The following is a 14051-nucleotide window of genomic DNA, read 5'->3' as shown; positions in this document are numbered from 1 at the left end:
ATGAATTTAAAAACTAAAAAAGCAGATGTTTTAATTGTTGACGATTCGGTTATTTTTGCTCAAGGTTTGGTGTCGTTATTAGAGCAATATCCCGATTATGTAGGCAGTATACAAGTTGCACATAACTACGAACAAGCCCTAAAAGCATTGGCAACAGCAACGGTAAATACATTAATTTTAGATTTAAATTTTGAATCGGAAGATTACAACGGGTTTGTTATTGCAAAAAAGGTGAAAACTTTATACCCTAAAATTAAAATAATAATACTTACCCAAGAAGCCAAAATTGATAATTACGAAGTGCTTTTTAAGCATATACATGTTGATGGTTATTTAGATAAACAATTGGGAATAGAAGAAACTTTGGGGGCTTTAACAGCTGTAATGCATAACGAAACATATGTTGATAAAAACATAAAGGCTATGCTCGAAATTGGAAAGTGGTTAAATATTTCTCGTCGCGAAAAGGATGTTATTAATTTGCTATCTGAGGGATTTACTCAAAAGGAAATTGCCGATAATTTAAACATAAGTAGCCGTACTGTAGAAACCCATATTAAAAACTTGACAAAAAAAATGGAAGCCAAAAATACACCTCATTTGGTTTCAATTTACACCAGATATAAAAACGGGAATAGAGAGAGCTTATATTAAAAAAGCGAACCGTTAAAGTTCGCTTTTCTTTTTAATTACTAATGCAACGCCACTAAATCACCAGTAGCATCTTTGGTAGGTAAATCTGATTTGCCCATAAGGTAAATGTCAACCTGTCTTGCAGCTTCTCTACCTTCAGAAATAGCCCAAACAATTAACGATTGTCCGCGGCGCATATCGCCAGCAGTAAAAATGTTAGGTATGTTTGTTTGGTATTTACCGTATTCTGCTTTGTAATTACTACGCGCATCGGTTTCAATACCTAATTTTTCGGCAAGAGTTGCTTCTGGTCCTGTAAAACCTAATGCTAATAATGCTAAATCGCATGGCCAAGTTTTTTCGGTACCTTCAACCTCAATTAATTGCGGACGTTGACCTGGAACCATTTTCCATTCCACATTTACTGTTTTTAAGGCAGTAAGTTTACCGTTTTCATCAGTAACAAACTCTTTGGTGTTAATTAACCAGTTACGCTCAACTCCTTCTTGGTGAGAAGACGATGTTTTAAGCTGTAATGGCCAAAACGGCCAAGGTGTAGTTGGCGAACGATGTCCTGGTGGTTTTGGCATAATCTCGAAGTTGGTAACCGATTTTGCACCTTGGCGGTTCGATGTTCCAATACAATCCGATCCAGTATCACCACCACCAATAACAATAACATCCTTACCTGTCGCTAAAACTTGATTTTCTACGTTTTTACCAAAAACAACTTTGGTTTGTTGTGTTAAAAAGTCCATGGCTTGTACAACCCCATCGGCATCAATACCTGGAGTTGGTAAACTACGACGTTGTGTAGCGCCACCACATAAAACAACAGCATCAAAAGCTTTAAGCGCATCGGTGTCGTAATTAACACCAACGTGAACATTTGTTTTAAAAGTAATGCCTTCAGCTTTTAAAATGGCTAAACGGCGGTCTATAATTTCCTTCTCCATTTTAAAATTAGGAATACCGTAGCGTAGTAAACCTCCAATTTCATCATCACGTTCAAAAACAGTAACGGTATGTCCTGCACGATTTAATTGTTGCGCAGTGGCTAAACCAGCAGGTCCAGACCCAACAACAGCAACTGTTTTACCAGTTCTTGTTTTAGGCGGTTGCGGTTTTATCCAACCTTCTTTAAAGGCACGCTCAACAATGTTTTTTTCTATATTTTCAATTGAAATTGGATCTTCAATAATTCCTAAAACACATGCTTTTTCACATGGCGCAGGACATAATCGACCTGTGAATTCTGGGAAATTATTAGTTGAATGTAATATCCATGAGGCTTTTTGCCATTCACCTTGGTGAACCATATGGTTAAAATCTGGTATTAAATTACCTAGCGGGCAACCACTGTGGCAAAACGGAATACCGCAATCCATACAACGCGACCCTTGTTTGGTGATGTCTTCTTCACTTAAGGCTACTGTAAATTCTTTATAGTGCTTTACACGTTCGTCAACGGGTTTGTAAGTTTCGTCTTGTCTTTCAAACTCTTTAAATCCTGTTACTTTTCCCATCTTATTCAGCTATTTCTAATTCTTCAAACATTTCTTCTTCGGTCTCTAAGCGTATTAATGCTTTTTTGTATTCGGTTGGCATTACTTTTACGAATTTAGACTGTGTAGTTTCCCAATTTTCAAGTAATTCTTTACCGCGGTTACTATTGGTGTAAAGCACGTGTTTTTCAATTAATGCTTTTAATTCTTCGGCATCTTGAGTTAGTACTTCTTCAAACTCAATAGTTTCGGTGTTACATAACCCGTTTACAAATTTGTTGTCTGGGTCGTAAACAAAAGCAATACCACCACTCATACCTGCCGCAAAGTTTCTTCCTGTTTTACCAAGAACTACTACTTTTCCTCCTGTCATGTACTCACAACAGTGGTCGCCAACACCTTCTACAACTGCAGTTGCACCAGAGTTACGAACAGCAAAACGCTCGCCAGCAATACCATTTATGTAAGCTTGCCCGTGTACGGCACCAAATAAACATACGTTTCCAATAATGATGTTATCTTCGGCTACAAAATCGGCATTAGCAGGTTTTTTAACAATAAGTTTTCCTCCCGATAATCCTTTGCCAAGGTAATCATTGGTATTTCCCTCTAAAGTAAAGGTTAACCCATGTGCACCAAAGGCTCCAAAACTTTGTCCTGCCGAACCTTTAAAGTTAATATTTAACGTATCTTCGGGTAAGCCTAAATGTCCGTAAATTTTAGATATCTCATTACTTACAATAGCACCAACTGTACGGTTTGTATTTCTAATTGGGTATTGAAGTGTCATTTTTTCTTTTCTATAAAGCGCACGGTGAGAATCTTTTAAGATGGTAAAATCTAAAACATTTTCTAATTCGTGGTCTTGTTTTTCGGTATTTTTAACCGTCATGTGTTTGTAAGCAGACGGTCTGTAAAGAATACTCGATAAATCTAAGCCTTTAGCTTTATAGTGTTTTATAGCTCTGTTGGCGTTAATTTTATGGGTTTGTCCCACCATTTCATCAACAGTTCTAAATCCTAATTGCGCCATAATACCACGTAATTCTTCAGCAATGTAATAGAAGAAGTTAATCACGTGTTCTGGTGTGCCCTTAAAGTTTTTGCGTAACTCTTTATCTTGAGTTGCTACACCTACAGGGCAAGTATTTAAATGACATTTACGCATCATGATACAACCAGAAGCCACAAGCGGAGCTGTAGCAAAACCAAACTCTTCGGCTCCAAGAAGTGCAGCGATAGCAACATCACGACCTGTTTTTAACTGGCCATCACATTCTACTACAATTCTACTACGTAAATCGTTAAGCACTAAGGTTTGTTGTGCTTCCGATAACCCAAGCTCCCAAGGTAAACCAGCGTGTTTTAATGAGGTTAAAGGCGAAGCACCTGTACCACCATCGTAACCAGAAATAAGTACAACATCGGCTTTAGCTTTTGAAACCCCGGCAGCAATAGTACCTACACCAACTTCTGATACTAATTTTACATTAATTCTAGCTTCGCGATTAGCGTTTTTAAGGTCGTAAATTAACTGCGCTAAATCTTCAATAGAATAGATATCGTGATGTGGCGGTGGTGAAATTAAACCAACAAATGGTGTTGAGTTACGTGCCGAAGCAATCCATGGTAATACTTTTTCACCTGGAAGCTGGCCACCTTCACCTGGTTTAGCACCTTGTGCCATTTTAATTTGAATTTCTTTCGCGTTTGTTAAATAGTGCGAGGTTACACCAAAACGCCCTGAAGCCACCTGCTTGATTGCAGAGTTACGGCTATCGCCGTTCATATCTGGGTGGAAACGTTTTCTGTCTTCACCACCTTCACCCGAATTCGATTTTCCTCCAATACGGTTCATGGCAATCGCTAAATTCTCGTGTGCTTCACGCGAAATTGAGCCATAAGACATCGCACCTGTTTTAAAACGCTTAACAATATCGGTCCATGGTTCTACTTCTTCAATAGGAATTGGATCTAAATTGTCGAACTCAAACAACCCGCGAATCGTCATTAAATTCTCCGATTGTTCGTTTATAGTTTTAGAATAAACATCGTAGCTCGCTTGGTCGCTTAACCTAACTGCTTGTTGCAATTTAGCAACAGTTGTTGGGTTAAATAAGTGGCGCTCGCCATTACGTCTCCAGCGGTAATCACCACCAATGTTTAATCCTAATTTTTTGTCAATTTTACTGTCTGGATAGGCTTGTTTGTAACGTTCGTTAATTTCTTTTTCAATTTCATAAAGTCCAATACCTTCAATTCTTGAAGCAGTGTATGGGAAATATTTTTCTACAAAAGCAGAGTTGAAACCAACGATTTCGAAAATTTGAGAACCTCTGTAAGAATGTAATGTAGAGATTCCAATTTTGTTCATAACCTTTAAAAGACCTTTGCCAATAGCTTTGTTAAAGTTTTCTACGGCTTTGTCTTCGTCCATACCTTTTATGAAGCCTTCTTTAACCTGCATGCGGATAATTTCGTTAACCATATATGGATTAATTGCACTAGCCCCATAACCAAATAATGTTGCAAAATGGTGTGGTTCGCGAGGTTCTGCAGATTCTATAATGATATCGAAATAGGAACGCTTACGTAAACGGTTCATTTGATGGTTTACATAACTACAAGCTAAAAGCGCAGGAATAGGAGCGAACTCTTGGTTTACACCTCTATCTGAAAGAATAATGATATTCGTTTTTCTTTCAAGTGCTTTTTCTACTTGTCTTATAATATTGTCCAGCGCATCTTCAAGTCCGTTAAGTCCTTGTGCCTTAGGATAAAGCATTTGGATGGTTTCGGCTTTAAAGCTTTCGATTTCAATAGTTCTAATTTTTTCTAAATCGGCATTAGAAATTACAGGATTTTGAATGCGTAGTTTTCTACATTGGCGTTCTGTAATACTAAATATATTGCGGTCTTTACCAAGATTCAAGCTAATATCGGTTACAATTTCTTCGCGAATACCATCTAATGGCGGGTTAGTTACCTGTGCGAATAATTGTTTAAAGTAGTTTGATATTAGTTGAGGTCTATCAGAAAGTACAGCCAATGGCGTATCAATACCCATAGAGCCAAGAGCTTCTTTACCAGCAAGCGCCATAGGGGTGATAACTTCTTGAATATCTTCGAACGTATAATTAAATAAACGTTGTCTTGTTTTTATATCGATGGTTTCGATTGGGCAAGTTTCGTTAGTGTAAGGAACGTCGCGTAAGTGTAAACGCGTTTTGTCTAGCCATTCTTTATATGGGCGTTCAGAAACTATTTTACTTTTAATTTCTTCGTCACTAATTATGCGACCTTCATTCATGTCAACCAAGAACATTTTTCCTGGCTCTAATCGGCCATGTTCCTTAATATCATCGGCAGCAACATCAACCACGCCAACTTCCGAAGACATAATTAATTTACCACTTTTTGTAACGGTATAGCGTGATGGTCTTAATCCGTTTCTATCAAGTAAAGCACCAATATAATCACCATCGGTAAATGGTACCGAAGCTGGTCCATCCCAAGGTTCCATAATACAGCCGTTATATTCGTAGAAAGCTTTGCGATCTTCAGACATGGTTTTGTGTTTTTCCCATGCTTCAGGAATCATCATCATCATAATTTCTGGTAACGAACGTCCTGTGTGCGTTAACAATTCAACCACCATATCCATTGATGCAGAATCAGATTTTCCTGGTAAAATTATAGGGAAAAGCTTGTGTATTTGCGGACCAAAAACATCACTTTTCATAATTTCTTCACGTACACGCATTCTACTTACGTTTCCGCGTAAGGTGTTAATTTCTCCATTCTGACACATAAAACGGAATGGTTGCGCAAGCTCCCAAGTAGGCATTGTGTTGGTAGAGAAACGTTGGTGTACCAAAGCAAGTCTGGTAACAAGGTCTATTTGCTGTAAATCGGTATAATATGGGCCAATATCTTTAGGCATAATAATACCTTTGTAAATAAGTGTTGTAGTAGATAAACTTGGAATGTGGAAATAGGCACTTTCCGAGATTTTAGATTTTCTTATGGTATGTTCTGCAATCTTTCTAGCTGCGTATAATTTAGCTTTAAAAGTAGCTTCGTCGATAGCTTCGTTTTTACCAATAAATATTTGTTCAATAATAGGTTCTGAAGCGCGCGCAATTTCACCAAGTTGAGACGAGTCAACCGGTACCTTACGCCATCCTAAAATAGAAAGGCCTTGTTCTGTAATTTCTTGTTCTAAAATGTTTTTACAGAATATATGTTGGTTGTCGTTTTGTGGTAAAAAAATCATACCAACAGCATACTCTCTAAAAGCGGGTAAACTAAAATCGCAAACGCGGTTAAAGTATTCGTGGGGGATATCAATTAAAAGTCCAGCACCGTCACCTGTTTTACCGTCGGAACTTACGCCACCGCGGTGTTGTAATTTTACTAAGATTTCGAGAGCATCATGAATAATTTGATTTGTCTTTTCTCCTTTTAAATTACATATAAAACCTGCACCACAATTTTCGTGTTCAAATTCAGGTGAATATAGTCCTTGTTTCTCCAGCATAGTCAGCAAATTTTGGATTAAAAAATAGAGTTGAATAGCTAAGATAGTTACAAGATATTAAATGGCAATAATGGGAGTTTCATTATTTCGATTTTTAAGGCGAAGTGAAGTTAAAAATAATTATCTGCTAATATATAAGGTGTTTTTTGTTAAATACGCAATCGCAGATTTGTTAATAATAAATAGGTATATGTGTTATTATGTTAACAAACCAATAATTAAACGGCTATAATATTATGTTTTATTGCGAAAAATTAGCAAAAGCACAATTTTGTCATTTGCTAAAAAATCAAAAAATCAAAAATTAAACACGTAACCCTTTAATAAAATGGGGTTGAAATTTGAAAATTGATAAAAATTTGTGAAATACCCCCTTTTTTTATGGGGTTTAAAACATTTTAATATAGTTTTACCTCTCTCTTAAGAAAAAATTAACTAATAATTAAAACTAAAAATGAAAACTATTATGAAAAAATTTTTAACACTTTCATTGCTTTTTGTAGCTGCTTTAGGTTTTGCTCAAGAAGAAGAAACTAGTAAACTTAGCGTAAGTGGTAGCGTAGATGCTTATTACCAAACGTATTTAACGGCTCCTGATAACGAAGGAGTAGGTTTTGGTACTGCTTTTGCCGGAAAATCTGGTTTTGCTTTAGGTATGGCTAACTTAATTGTGAGCTACGAAGGTGAAAAGGCAGGTGCTGTGTTAGACCTAGTTACTGGTCCAAGAGGTGCAGGTGCTACTTTTAATACTGATATTGTTGATGGAATTGTTAACCAAGCTTATGTTTACTGGAATGTTTCAGAAAGCACTACCTTAACTTTTGGTAGATGGAATACCTTTTTAGGTTACGAAGTAATTGCTCCTGCGGCAAACTTTAACTACAGTTGTTCTTATTTATTCTCTAGTGGACCATTTTCACACATGGGTTTAAAAGCTGATTTTGCTTTATCTGATGATTGGAGCTTGATGTTAGCGGTAACCAACCCTTGGGATACTAATGATGTATCTATGACGGGTGAGTATGCTTTAGGTGCTCAATTAGGATTCTATGGTCAGTACTTAAACTTATATTACGATAGTGGTAAACACGGTGGTTTAGGTTTCGAAATTGACTATACTGGTGGATTTGATTTATCTGATTCTTTCTTCTTAGGAATCAATGCTGCTTATAACGATAACGATGGTGCAGGTTTTTATGGTGCTGCTTTATACCCACAAGTTGCAACTTGTGATAGCTTCTCAATTGGTTTAAGAGGTGAGTATTTTGCATTACACGGTGATGGTGATGATTTACCAAGCGTTTTCGCAACTACTTTAACGGGAAGTTATACAGTTGATAACTTAATTATTAAGCCTGAAGTTAGACTTGATGCATTAACTAATGTTGATAGTGGAGAATTTTATGGTAAATTCTTAGATAACGATGGTATGCCTAGCGAGAGCTTAGCTGCATTTACTTTAGCTGCAATTTATTCTTTCTAACTCAAACATATTTAAACCCATGCCCGTTTTTATAAACGGGTTATGGCGTTTAAGAAAACAAAATTTACTAACCATTAAAATAAATAAATTATGTCAATGTTAAACATTCCCTTATTTTTTCAAGATACCGCTGCTGTAGAAGGCGATATGGGTATGCTTTGGATGTTACTATCTGGTATACTAGTATTCTTTATGCAAGCAGGATTCACTTTAGTTGAGTCTGGTATGACGCGTGCTAAAAACGCGGTAAATATCGCTATGAAAAACTTCTTAGATATTTGTGTCGGTTCAATCACTTTCTGGCTTGTAGGATACTCTTTAATGTATGGAGATACTTCAAACGGATGGTTCTTCTGGGGCGGATTCATGCAAGGTGAAGGTGCCGATTTATTCTTCCAAACTATGTTTGCTGCTACTGCTGCAACTATTGTATCTGGTGCAATTGCAGGTAGAACAAAGTATACAACTTACATTATTTTCTCATTATTAATGACAGCTGTTATTTATCCAATTTCTGGAGGATGGCAATGGCAAGGTGATGGTTGGTTAACTAAACTTGGTTTTATTGATTTCGCTGGTTCTTCTATTGTACACTCTGTTGGTGGATGGGCTGCTTTAGTAGCTGCTTTTATGGTAGGTCCTCGTATTGGAAAATATGTAGATGGTAAAGTATTACCTATTCCTGGTCACAACCAAATTTTAGCCACTTTAGGTGTGTTTATCCTTTGGTTAGGATGGTTTGGTTTTAACGGTGGTTCTCAATTAGCTTGGGGTGGCGATGATGCTACTGGAGCTTCAACTGTTGTTTTAATTACAAACTTAGCTGCTGCTGCTGGTGGTTTAGGTGCTTTAATTACTACTTGGATTTGGTACGGTAAGCCAAACTTAGCACAATCTTTAAATGGTGCTTTGGCTGGTTTAGTAAGTATTACTGCTGGTTGTGGTAACATGACGGCTACAGGTGCTTTACTTGCTGGTTTAATAGGAGGTGTTATTGTAGTGTTCTCTATTGAGTTTATTGAGAAAAAATTAAAGATTGATGATGCTATTGGAGCTGTTTCTGTACACGGTGTTTGTGGTGCATGGGGTACTTTAGTAATTGGTCTTTGGGGTGTAGATGGCGATACTGGTATTGGTTTATTCAATGGTGGTGGAGCTGCACAATTAGGTTCTCAAGCAATAGGTGTTTTAGCTTATGCGGTTTGGGCAATTGTGTTATCTGCAATTGTTTTAGGTATTCTTAAAGCTACTTTAGGATTACGTGTTACCGAAGAAGAAGAAATTAAAGGTCTTGATATTTCTGAGCACGGTTCTATTGCATACCCAGGAAAAAGACAAAGAGAATTTGAAGAATAGTAAAAATAATCCCTTTAAATATTTTACAGCAAAAGGTGCCTTATTTTAAGGCATCTTTTGTGTTTTATGGCAATATTTAAAAATTCTGTATCTCTTATTTAATAATTTTTAAAACACCATATTTATTATTTAAATTGACAAACTGAACAAAATATTTAAGAAACTAATTATGAAAAAAATTGAAGCAATTATTCGGAAATCTAAGTTTCGTGAAGTAAAAGAAGCTTTGCATAACGAAGGTGTAAACTTTTTTTCTTACTGGGATGTAACCGGTTTAGGAAATGAAAGAGAAGGACATGTGTATCGTGGTGTATCTTATAGTACAAGTGATATTCAACGTAGATATTTGTCTATAGTTGTAAACGACGATTATGCTGAAGCAGCTATTCAAGCTATTTTAAAATCTGGGGCAACTGGCGAAGTAGGAGACGGAAAAATATTTGTGTCGCAAATTGAAGAGTGTTACAGAATACGAACGGGCGAGAAAGGTGGCGACACATTAAAATAAAACAACTAAAACTAATTAACTAAAACATGGAAATATTTACAACAAACAATGTATGGATGATGATCTGTACAGCCTTAGTCTTTTTTATGCACATGGGCTTTGCATTGCTAGAGATAGGCTTAACACGACAAAAAAATACAATAAACATCCTTTTTAAAAACATATTTATTATCACAATAGGCTTGCTGTTATATTGCTTAGTGGGCTTTAATTTAATGTATCCAGGAGAGTTTAATGGATTTATAGGGTTTGCAGGTTTTGGTTTAGATGCACCATTAACTACCGAAGGTGCTTTAGATTTAACTTATAACGAAGGATACACCTACTGGACCGATTTCTTATTTCAAGGTATGTTTGCAGCTACGGCAGCAACCATTGTTTCTGGGGCTGTTGCAGAGCGTATGAAAATTGTACCGTTTATGATATTTACTCTAGTATATGTAGGCTTAGTATACCCAATAGTTGGTTCATGGCAATGGGGCGGTGGTTTCTTATCTACATTTACTATCGGTGAAACCGAAGGCTTTTACGATTTTGCAGGTTCTACCTTAGTGCATTCAGTTGGTGGTTGGGCTGCTGTAATAGCGGTTTGGTTGCTAGGAGCTAGAATTGGTAAATTTAATAAATTGGGTAAACCAGAGGCTATTCCTGGTCATAATATTCCATTAGCTACTGGTGGTGTGTTAATTTTATGGTTAGGCTGGTTTGGTTTTAATGGCGGTTCGGTATTGTCTGCCGATCCTGAATTAACCTCTTTGGTACTTGTAACTACTTGTTTAGCTGCAGCAGCTGGTGGTGTGGTGTCTATGTTAGTGTCTACCGTTATGTATAAAAATTTAGATTTAACTATGTTTTTAAATGGTATTTTAGGCGGATTAGTAGGTATTACTGCAGGTGCTGACCAAATGAGTCCTACCGATGCTATTTTAATTGGTGCTATTGCTGGTGCTATTATTGTATTTGCTGTAAGCTTAATTGATAAAATTAAATTAGATGATCCTGTTGGTGCTATTGCTGTGCATTTAGCATGTGGTATTTGGGGGACGTTAGCTGTTGGTATTTTTGGAGCAAAAGCAGGTGTAGAGCAATTTTTAATACAGTTAGTAGGTGTTGCTAGTTATGGAGTGTTCTGTGTTGTGACAGCGTTTATAATTATTTTTACACTTAAGAAAACTATGGGTATTCGCGTGTCTGAAAAAGAAGAAGTTGAAGGTTTAGATGCGCATGAGCATGGTATGGATGCGTATCCAGATTTTAGATTGAATGAGCATTAATAAACGGATAGCTTTTTAAGCTTAAAGTCATAGATAAAAAAAGGATGTAAGTTTTAAATTTACATCCTTTTTTTTTGATTCAATTTGAAAGAATTAAGCCGAATTTCTACTCGCATTAATGTTTCCAAATAACGAACGTGTTACTATCTTTTCGAATACTTTACGTTCTTTGTCATCGGCAGGAACACCTTCTCTGTCAAAATTTTGAATCTTTTTAAGAGCGTATTGTTGTATGGTTAACAATGGTAATACAATAGATTCTCTTACTTGTATTGATGCTTTACCAGCAGGTTCGTTTTGCATTAATTCGCTATAACCTGTTAACTTTAATAATAAGCGTTTTGTGGTTAAATATTCTTCGTGAATAATATTCCAGAAAGCTCCAAATTCTTCGTCTTTTGCCATGTATTTGGTTAAATCGAAAAACGATTTAGTTAAAGACATCATACTGTTTTCAAGTAGTGTTTTAAAGAATTTTGAGTTTTTATAAAGTTGTTCTACTTTTTCAAACTCTCCATTATCTTCGTACTTCTTTAAAGCAGTACCAACACCGTAAAAACCAGGAACGTTTTGTTTTAACTGGCTCCATGAACCTACAAAAGGAATAGCTCTTAAATCTGAAAATATTAATTTATCAGATTTTCCACGTTTCGATGGTCTACTACCAATATTGGTTTTGGCATAGTATTTTAAAGTACTCATACGCTCCAAATACGGAATAAACATAGGGTGACTCTTAAAGTCTTTATAGGTTTGGTAGCTGGTTTCAGCTAAATCGTCCATAACTAAGGTGTCTTCTTTCGATAAGTGATTATCGCCACCAATTCTGTTTTTAATACCAGAACTAATTAATTGTTCTAAGTTGTAACGTGATGAATCTAAAGTTCCAAAATTAGAGCTAATGGTTTGTCCTTGTATGGTAATTTGTACTTCTTTATCTTCAATAGTTGGGCCTAATGAAGAGTAGAAGTTGTGTGTTTTACCGCCACCACGTGCTGGTGGTCCGCCACGACCATCAAAGAAAATGGCTGTAATATCGTATTTTCTAGACATTTCGGTTAGCAATTCTTTGGCTTTGTAAATACCCCAGTTTGCCATGAGATATCCACCATCTTTAGTACCATCAGAGAAACCAAGCATGATGGTTTGTTTGCTTCCGCGTGCTCGTAAATGTGCCATGTACGCTTCGTTGGTATACAGTTGCTCCATTACCTTTGGGGCATTTTCAAGATCTGGAATAGTCTCAAAAAGTGGCGCAACATCTACGGTTAATTCATCTTTAAAACCAACCATTTTAAGCATTGCAAATAATTGCATAACATTTAGTGCTGTTTGGTTGTTACTAATTATGTAACGGTTAGCACCACGTTCGCCATTGGTTTGTTGTATATTTTTAATTATTGAAATGGTTTTTAAAGTATTACATACCATTTCGTCTTCAAAAGCATCTAAATCGTGAACATCGTCGTTGGCTTTCGATAGGATTTCAATTTGTTCAGCTTCAGATAAATCGTGATAATTTTTAGGGAACGATGAGTTTCCTTTTTCAATTAAATGATCGATTACCGTGGTAAATACCGAGTGGTGAATGCGACTGTCTTGACGGATATCTAAAGTTGCAAAATGATAGCCAAATAAATGTACGCGGTTTATTAAATTATTGATGTCGCTTACGTACAACGATTGATGCTCGCTTACTACCAAATCGCGAATACTTAATAATTCTTTTATAAATTCTTTAGCTGTTAAGGTGTCGCTTGTTATTTGGTTTATACTGTAATTGTACATGATGGTTTCGAGCTTTATTACACGCTCTTCAACACCTCTAAAAGTTAATTTGCGTCTTAAATCTTTTAAATCGCTATAATATTTCTTTAAAATAGCTTGTTTAAGTTTTGCGGCTACTTTTAAGGTAGTATCTGGTTTAACAAAAGGGTTACCATCTCTATCACCACCTGGCCAAAAACCAATATTTATAATTTCGTTGTGCTTTTTACTATCGTCGTAAATATTTTGTTGAATGTAGTTGTAAATATCTCCAAACGATTTGTAAAACACGTTTTCTAAATACCAAATTAAACTTTTAGCCTCGTCGTATGGCGTTGGCTTTTCGCGTTTAAAAAATGGTGTTTTACCTAATTGCCCAAATAAATTATTTATTTTATTAAGGTCGTTTTCTTTAATGGCTTCGGTTAAATCGGTAATAATACCTAAAACCGAGCCTGGGTAAAATTGCGTTGGGTGCGCTGTTAATACAATACGCACTTTAAATTCTTCTAAATACTCTTTTAGCTCAGCTAGTTTATGCTCAGAGGTTGCGGTTTCTTTTAAGTTACGCAGTGTACCAATGCCTTCCATGTTGTTTACTGTTGGGAAAGCAGCATCTTCAATAGCATCGAAAAGTACAACTTGGCGTTCTATGTATTGTATAAAGCGAAACAATAAATTTATTTGACTTTCTTTGCTTCTTCTAGCTTGGTATTTTTTAAAAAAGGTATCAACTATTGTTGTTGGGTCGTCTCCTTGTTTAAAACCTTTTTCGCAAGTTTCATGAAATAAAGGCAAGAGGACACCGGTTTTTGTTACAGCATCAAAAGGCAAAGTCATAAATATACTGTTATATATTTGATACTTTGAAAGGACGCTTTGGTTAAATCGGATTAATTTTGGCTCTACAGACATATGTTCTTTTTCTATTGACAATGAAACATAAAAGTACTAAAGCAAAAGTTAAACTACGAAGGAAACTCTA

General features: G+C 36.1%; 8 protein-coding genes. 5 read left to right on the top strand and 3 right to left on the bottom strand.

All coding sequences use genetic code 11. The annotated features are described in order from the left end of the window. Nucleotides 1–654 (top strand): response regulator transcription factor, encoded by a 654-nt coding sequence (locus PK35_RS03615; RefSeq protein WP_044625334.1) that lies wholly within the window; start codon nt 1–3, stop codon nt 652–654. A gap of 38 nt (nt 655–692) precedes the next feature. On the opposite strand, the gene PK35_RS03610 is transcribed toward PK35_RS03615, so the two are convergent. Next, a complete protein-coding gene (locus PK35_RS03610) occupies nt 693–2159 on the bottom strand; it encodes a glutamate synthase subunit beta (protein WP_044625333.1) in 1467 nt (488 codons plus the stop codon). A 1-nt stretch (nt 2160) separates the two neighbouring features. Further along, complete coding sequence (gene gltB, locus PK35_RS03605; protein WP_238320877.1) at nt 2161–6678, bottom strand: glutamate synthase large subunit; 4518 nt, start codon at nt 6676–6678, stop codon at nt 2161–2163. A gap of 466 nt (nt 6679–7144) precedes the next feature. Here gltB and PK35_RS03600 point away from each other — a divergent pair, with 466 nt between their 5' ends. The 4 genes from PK35_RS03600 to PK35_RS03585 all read left to right on the top strand — a co-directional run bounded on the left by PK35_RS03600 (nt 7145) and on the right by PK35_RS03585 (nt 11299). Beyond that, entirely contained in the window at nt 7145–8161 is a 1017-nt protein-coding gene (locus PK35_RS03600) for an outer membrane beta-barrel protein (protein WP_044625655.1), read from the top strand. A 90-nt stretch (nt 8162–8251) separates the two neighbouring features. Further along, complete coding sequence (locus tag PK35_RS03595; protein ID WP_044625332.1) at nt 8252–9517, top strand: ammonium transporter; 1266 nt, start codon at nt 8252–8254, stop codon at nt 9515–9517. Nucleotides 9518–9686: 169 nt separating this feature from the next. After that, a complete protein-coding gene (locus PK35_RS03590; protein WP_044625331.1) occupies nt 9687–10025 on the top strand; it encodes a P-II family nitrogen regulator in 339 nt (112 codons plus the stop codon). 26 nt (nt 10026–10051) lie between these two features. Next, the gene (locus PK35_RS03585; protein WP_044625330.1) at nt 10052–11299 is read left to right on the top strand and encodes an ammonium transporter; all 1248 of its coding nucleotides are present in this window, start codon (nt 10052–10054) and stop codon (nt 11297–11299) included. A 93-nt stretch (nt 11300–11392) separates the two neighbouring features. On the opposite strand, the gene PK35_RS03580 is transcribed toward PK35_RS03585, so the two are convergent. Continuing rightward, complete coding sequence (locus PK35_RS03580; protein ID WP_044625654.1) at nt 11393–13981, bottom strand: phosphoenolpyruvate carboxylase; 2589 nt, start codon at nt 13979–13981, stop codon at nt 11393–11395. Nucleotides 13982–14051: the final 70 nt, after the last annotated feature.

Source organism: Neotamlana nanhaiensis (assembly GCF_000943555.1).
GTDB lineage: Bacteria > Bacteroidota > Bacteroidia > Flavobacteriales > Flavobacteriaceae > Neotamlana > Neotamlana nanhaiensis.
The sequence above is the reverse complement of the archived record's forward strand: the minus strand, read 5'-3'. Positions and strand labels throughout refer to the sequence as shown.

Bases quoted from the DNA above. Each gene is read 5' to 3' on its own strand.
- PK35_RS03615 (WP_044625334.1), top strand. From the start codon at position 1: ATGAATTTAAAAACTAAAAAAGCAGATGTTTTAATTGTTGACGATTCG.
- PK35_RS03610 (WP_044625333.1), bottom strand. From the start codon at position 2,159: ATGGGAAAAGTAACAGGATTTAAAGAGTTTGAAAGACAAGACGAAACT.
- gltB (WP_238320877.1), bottom strand. From the start codon at position 6,678: ATGCTGGAGAAACAAGGACTATATTCACCTGAATTTGAACACGAAAAT.
- PK35_RS03600 (WP_044625655.1), top strand. From the start codon at position 7,145: ATGAAAAAATTTTTAACACTTTCATTGCTTTTTGTAGCTGCTTTAGGT.
- PK35_RS03595 (WP_044625332.1), top strand. From the start codon at position 8,252: ATGTCAATGTTAAACATTCCCTTATTTTTTCAAGATACCGCTGCTGTA.
- PK35_RS03590 (WP_044625331.1), top strand. From the start codon at position 9,687: ATGAAAAAAATTGAAGCAATTATTCGGAAATCTAAGTTTCGTGAAGTA.
- PK35_RS03585 (WP_044625330.1), top strand. From the start codon at position 10,052: ATGGAAATATTTACAACAAACAATGTATGGATGATGATCTGTACAGCC.
- PK35_RS03580 (WP_044625654.1), bottom strand. From the start codon at position 13,981: ATGTCTGTAGAGCCAAAATTAATCCGATTTAACCAAAGCGTCCTTTCA.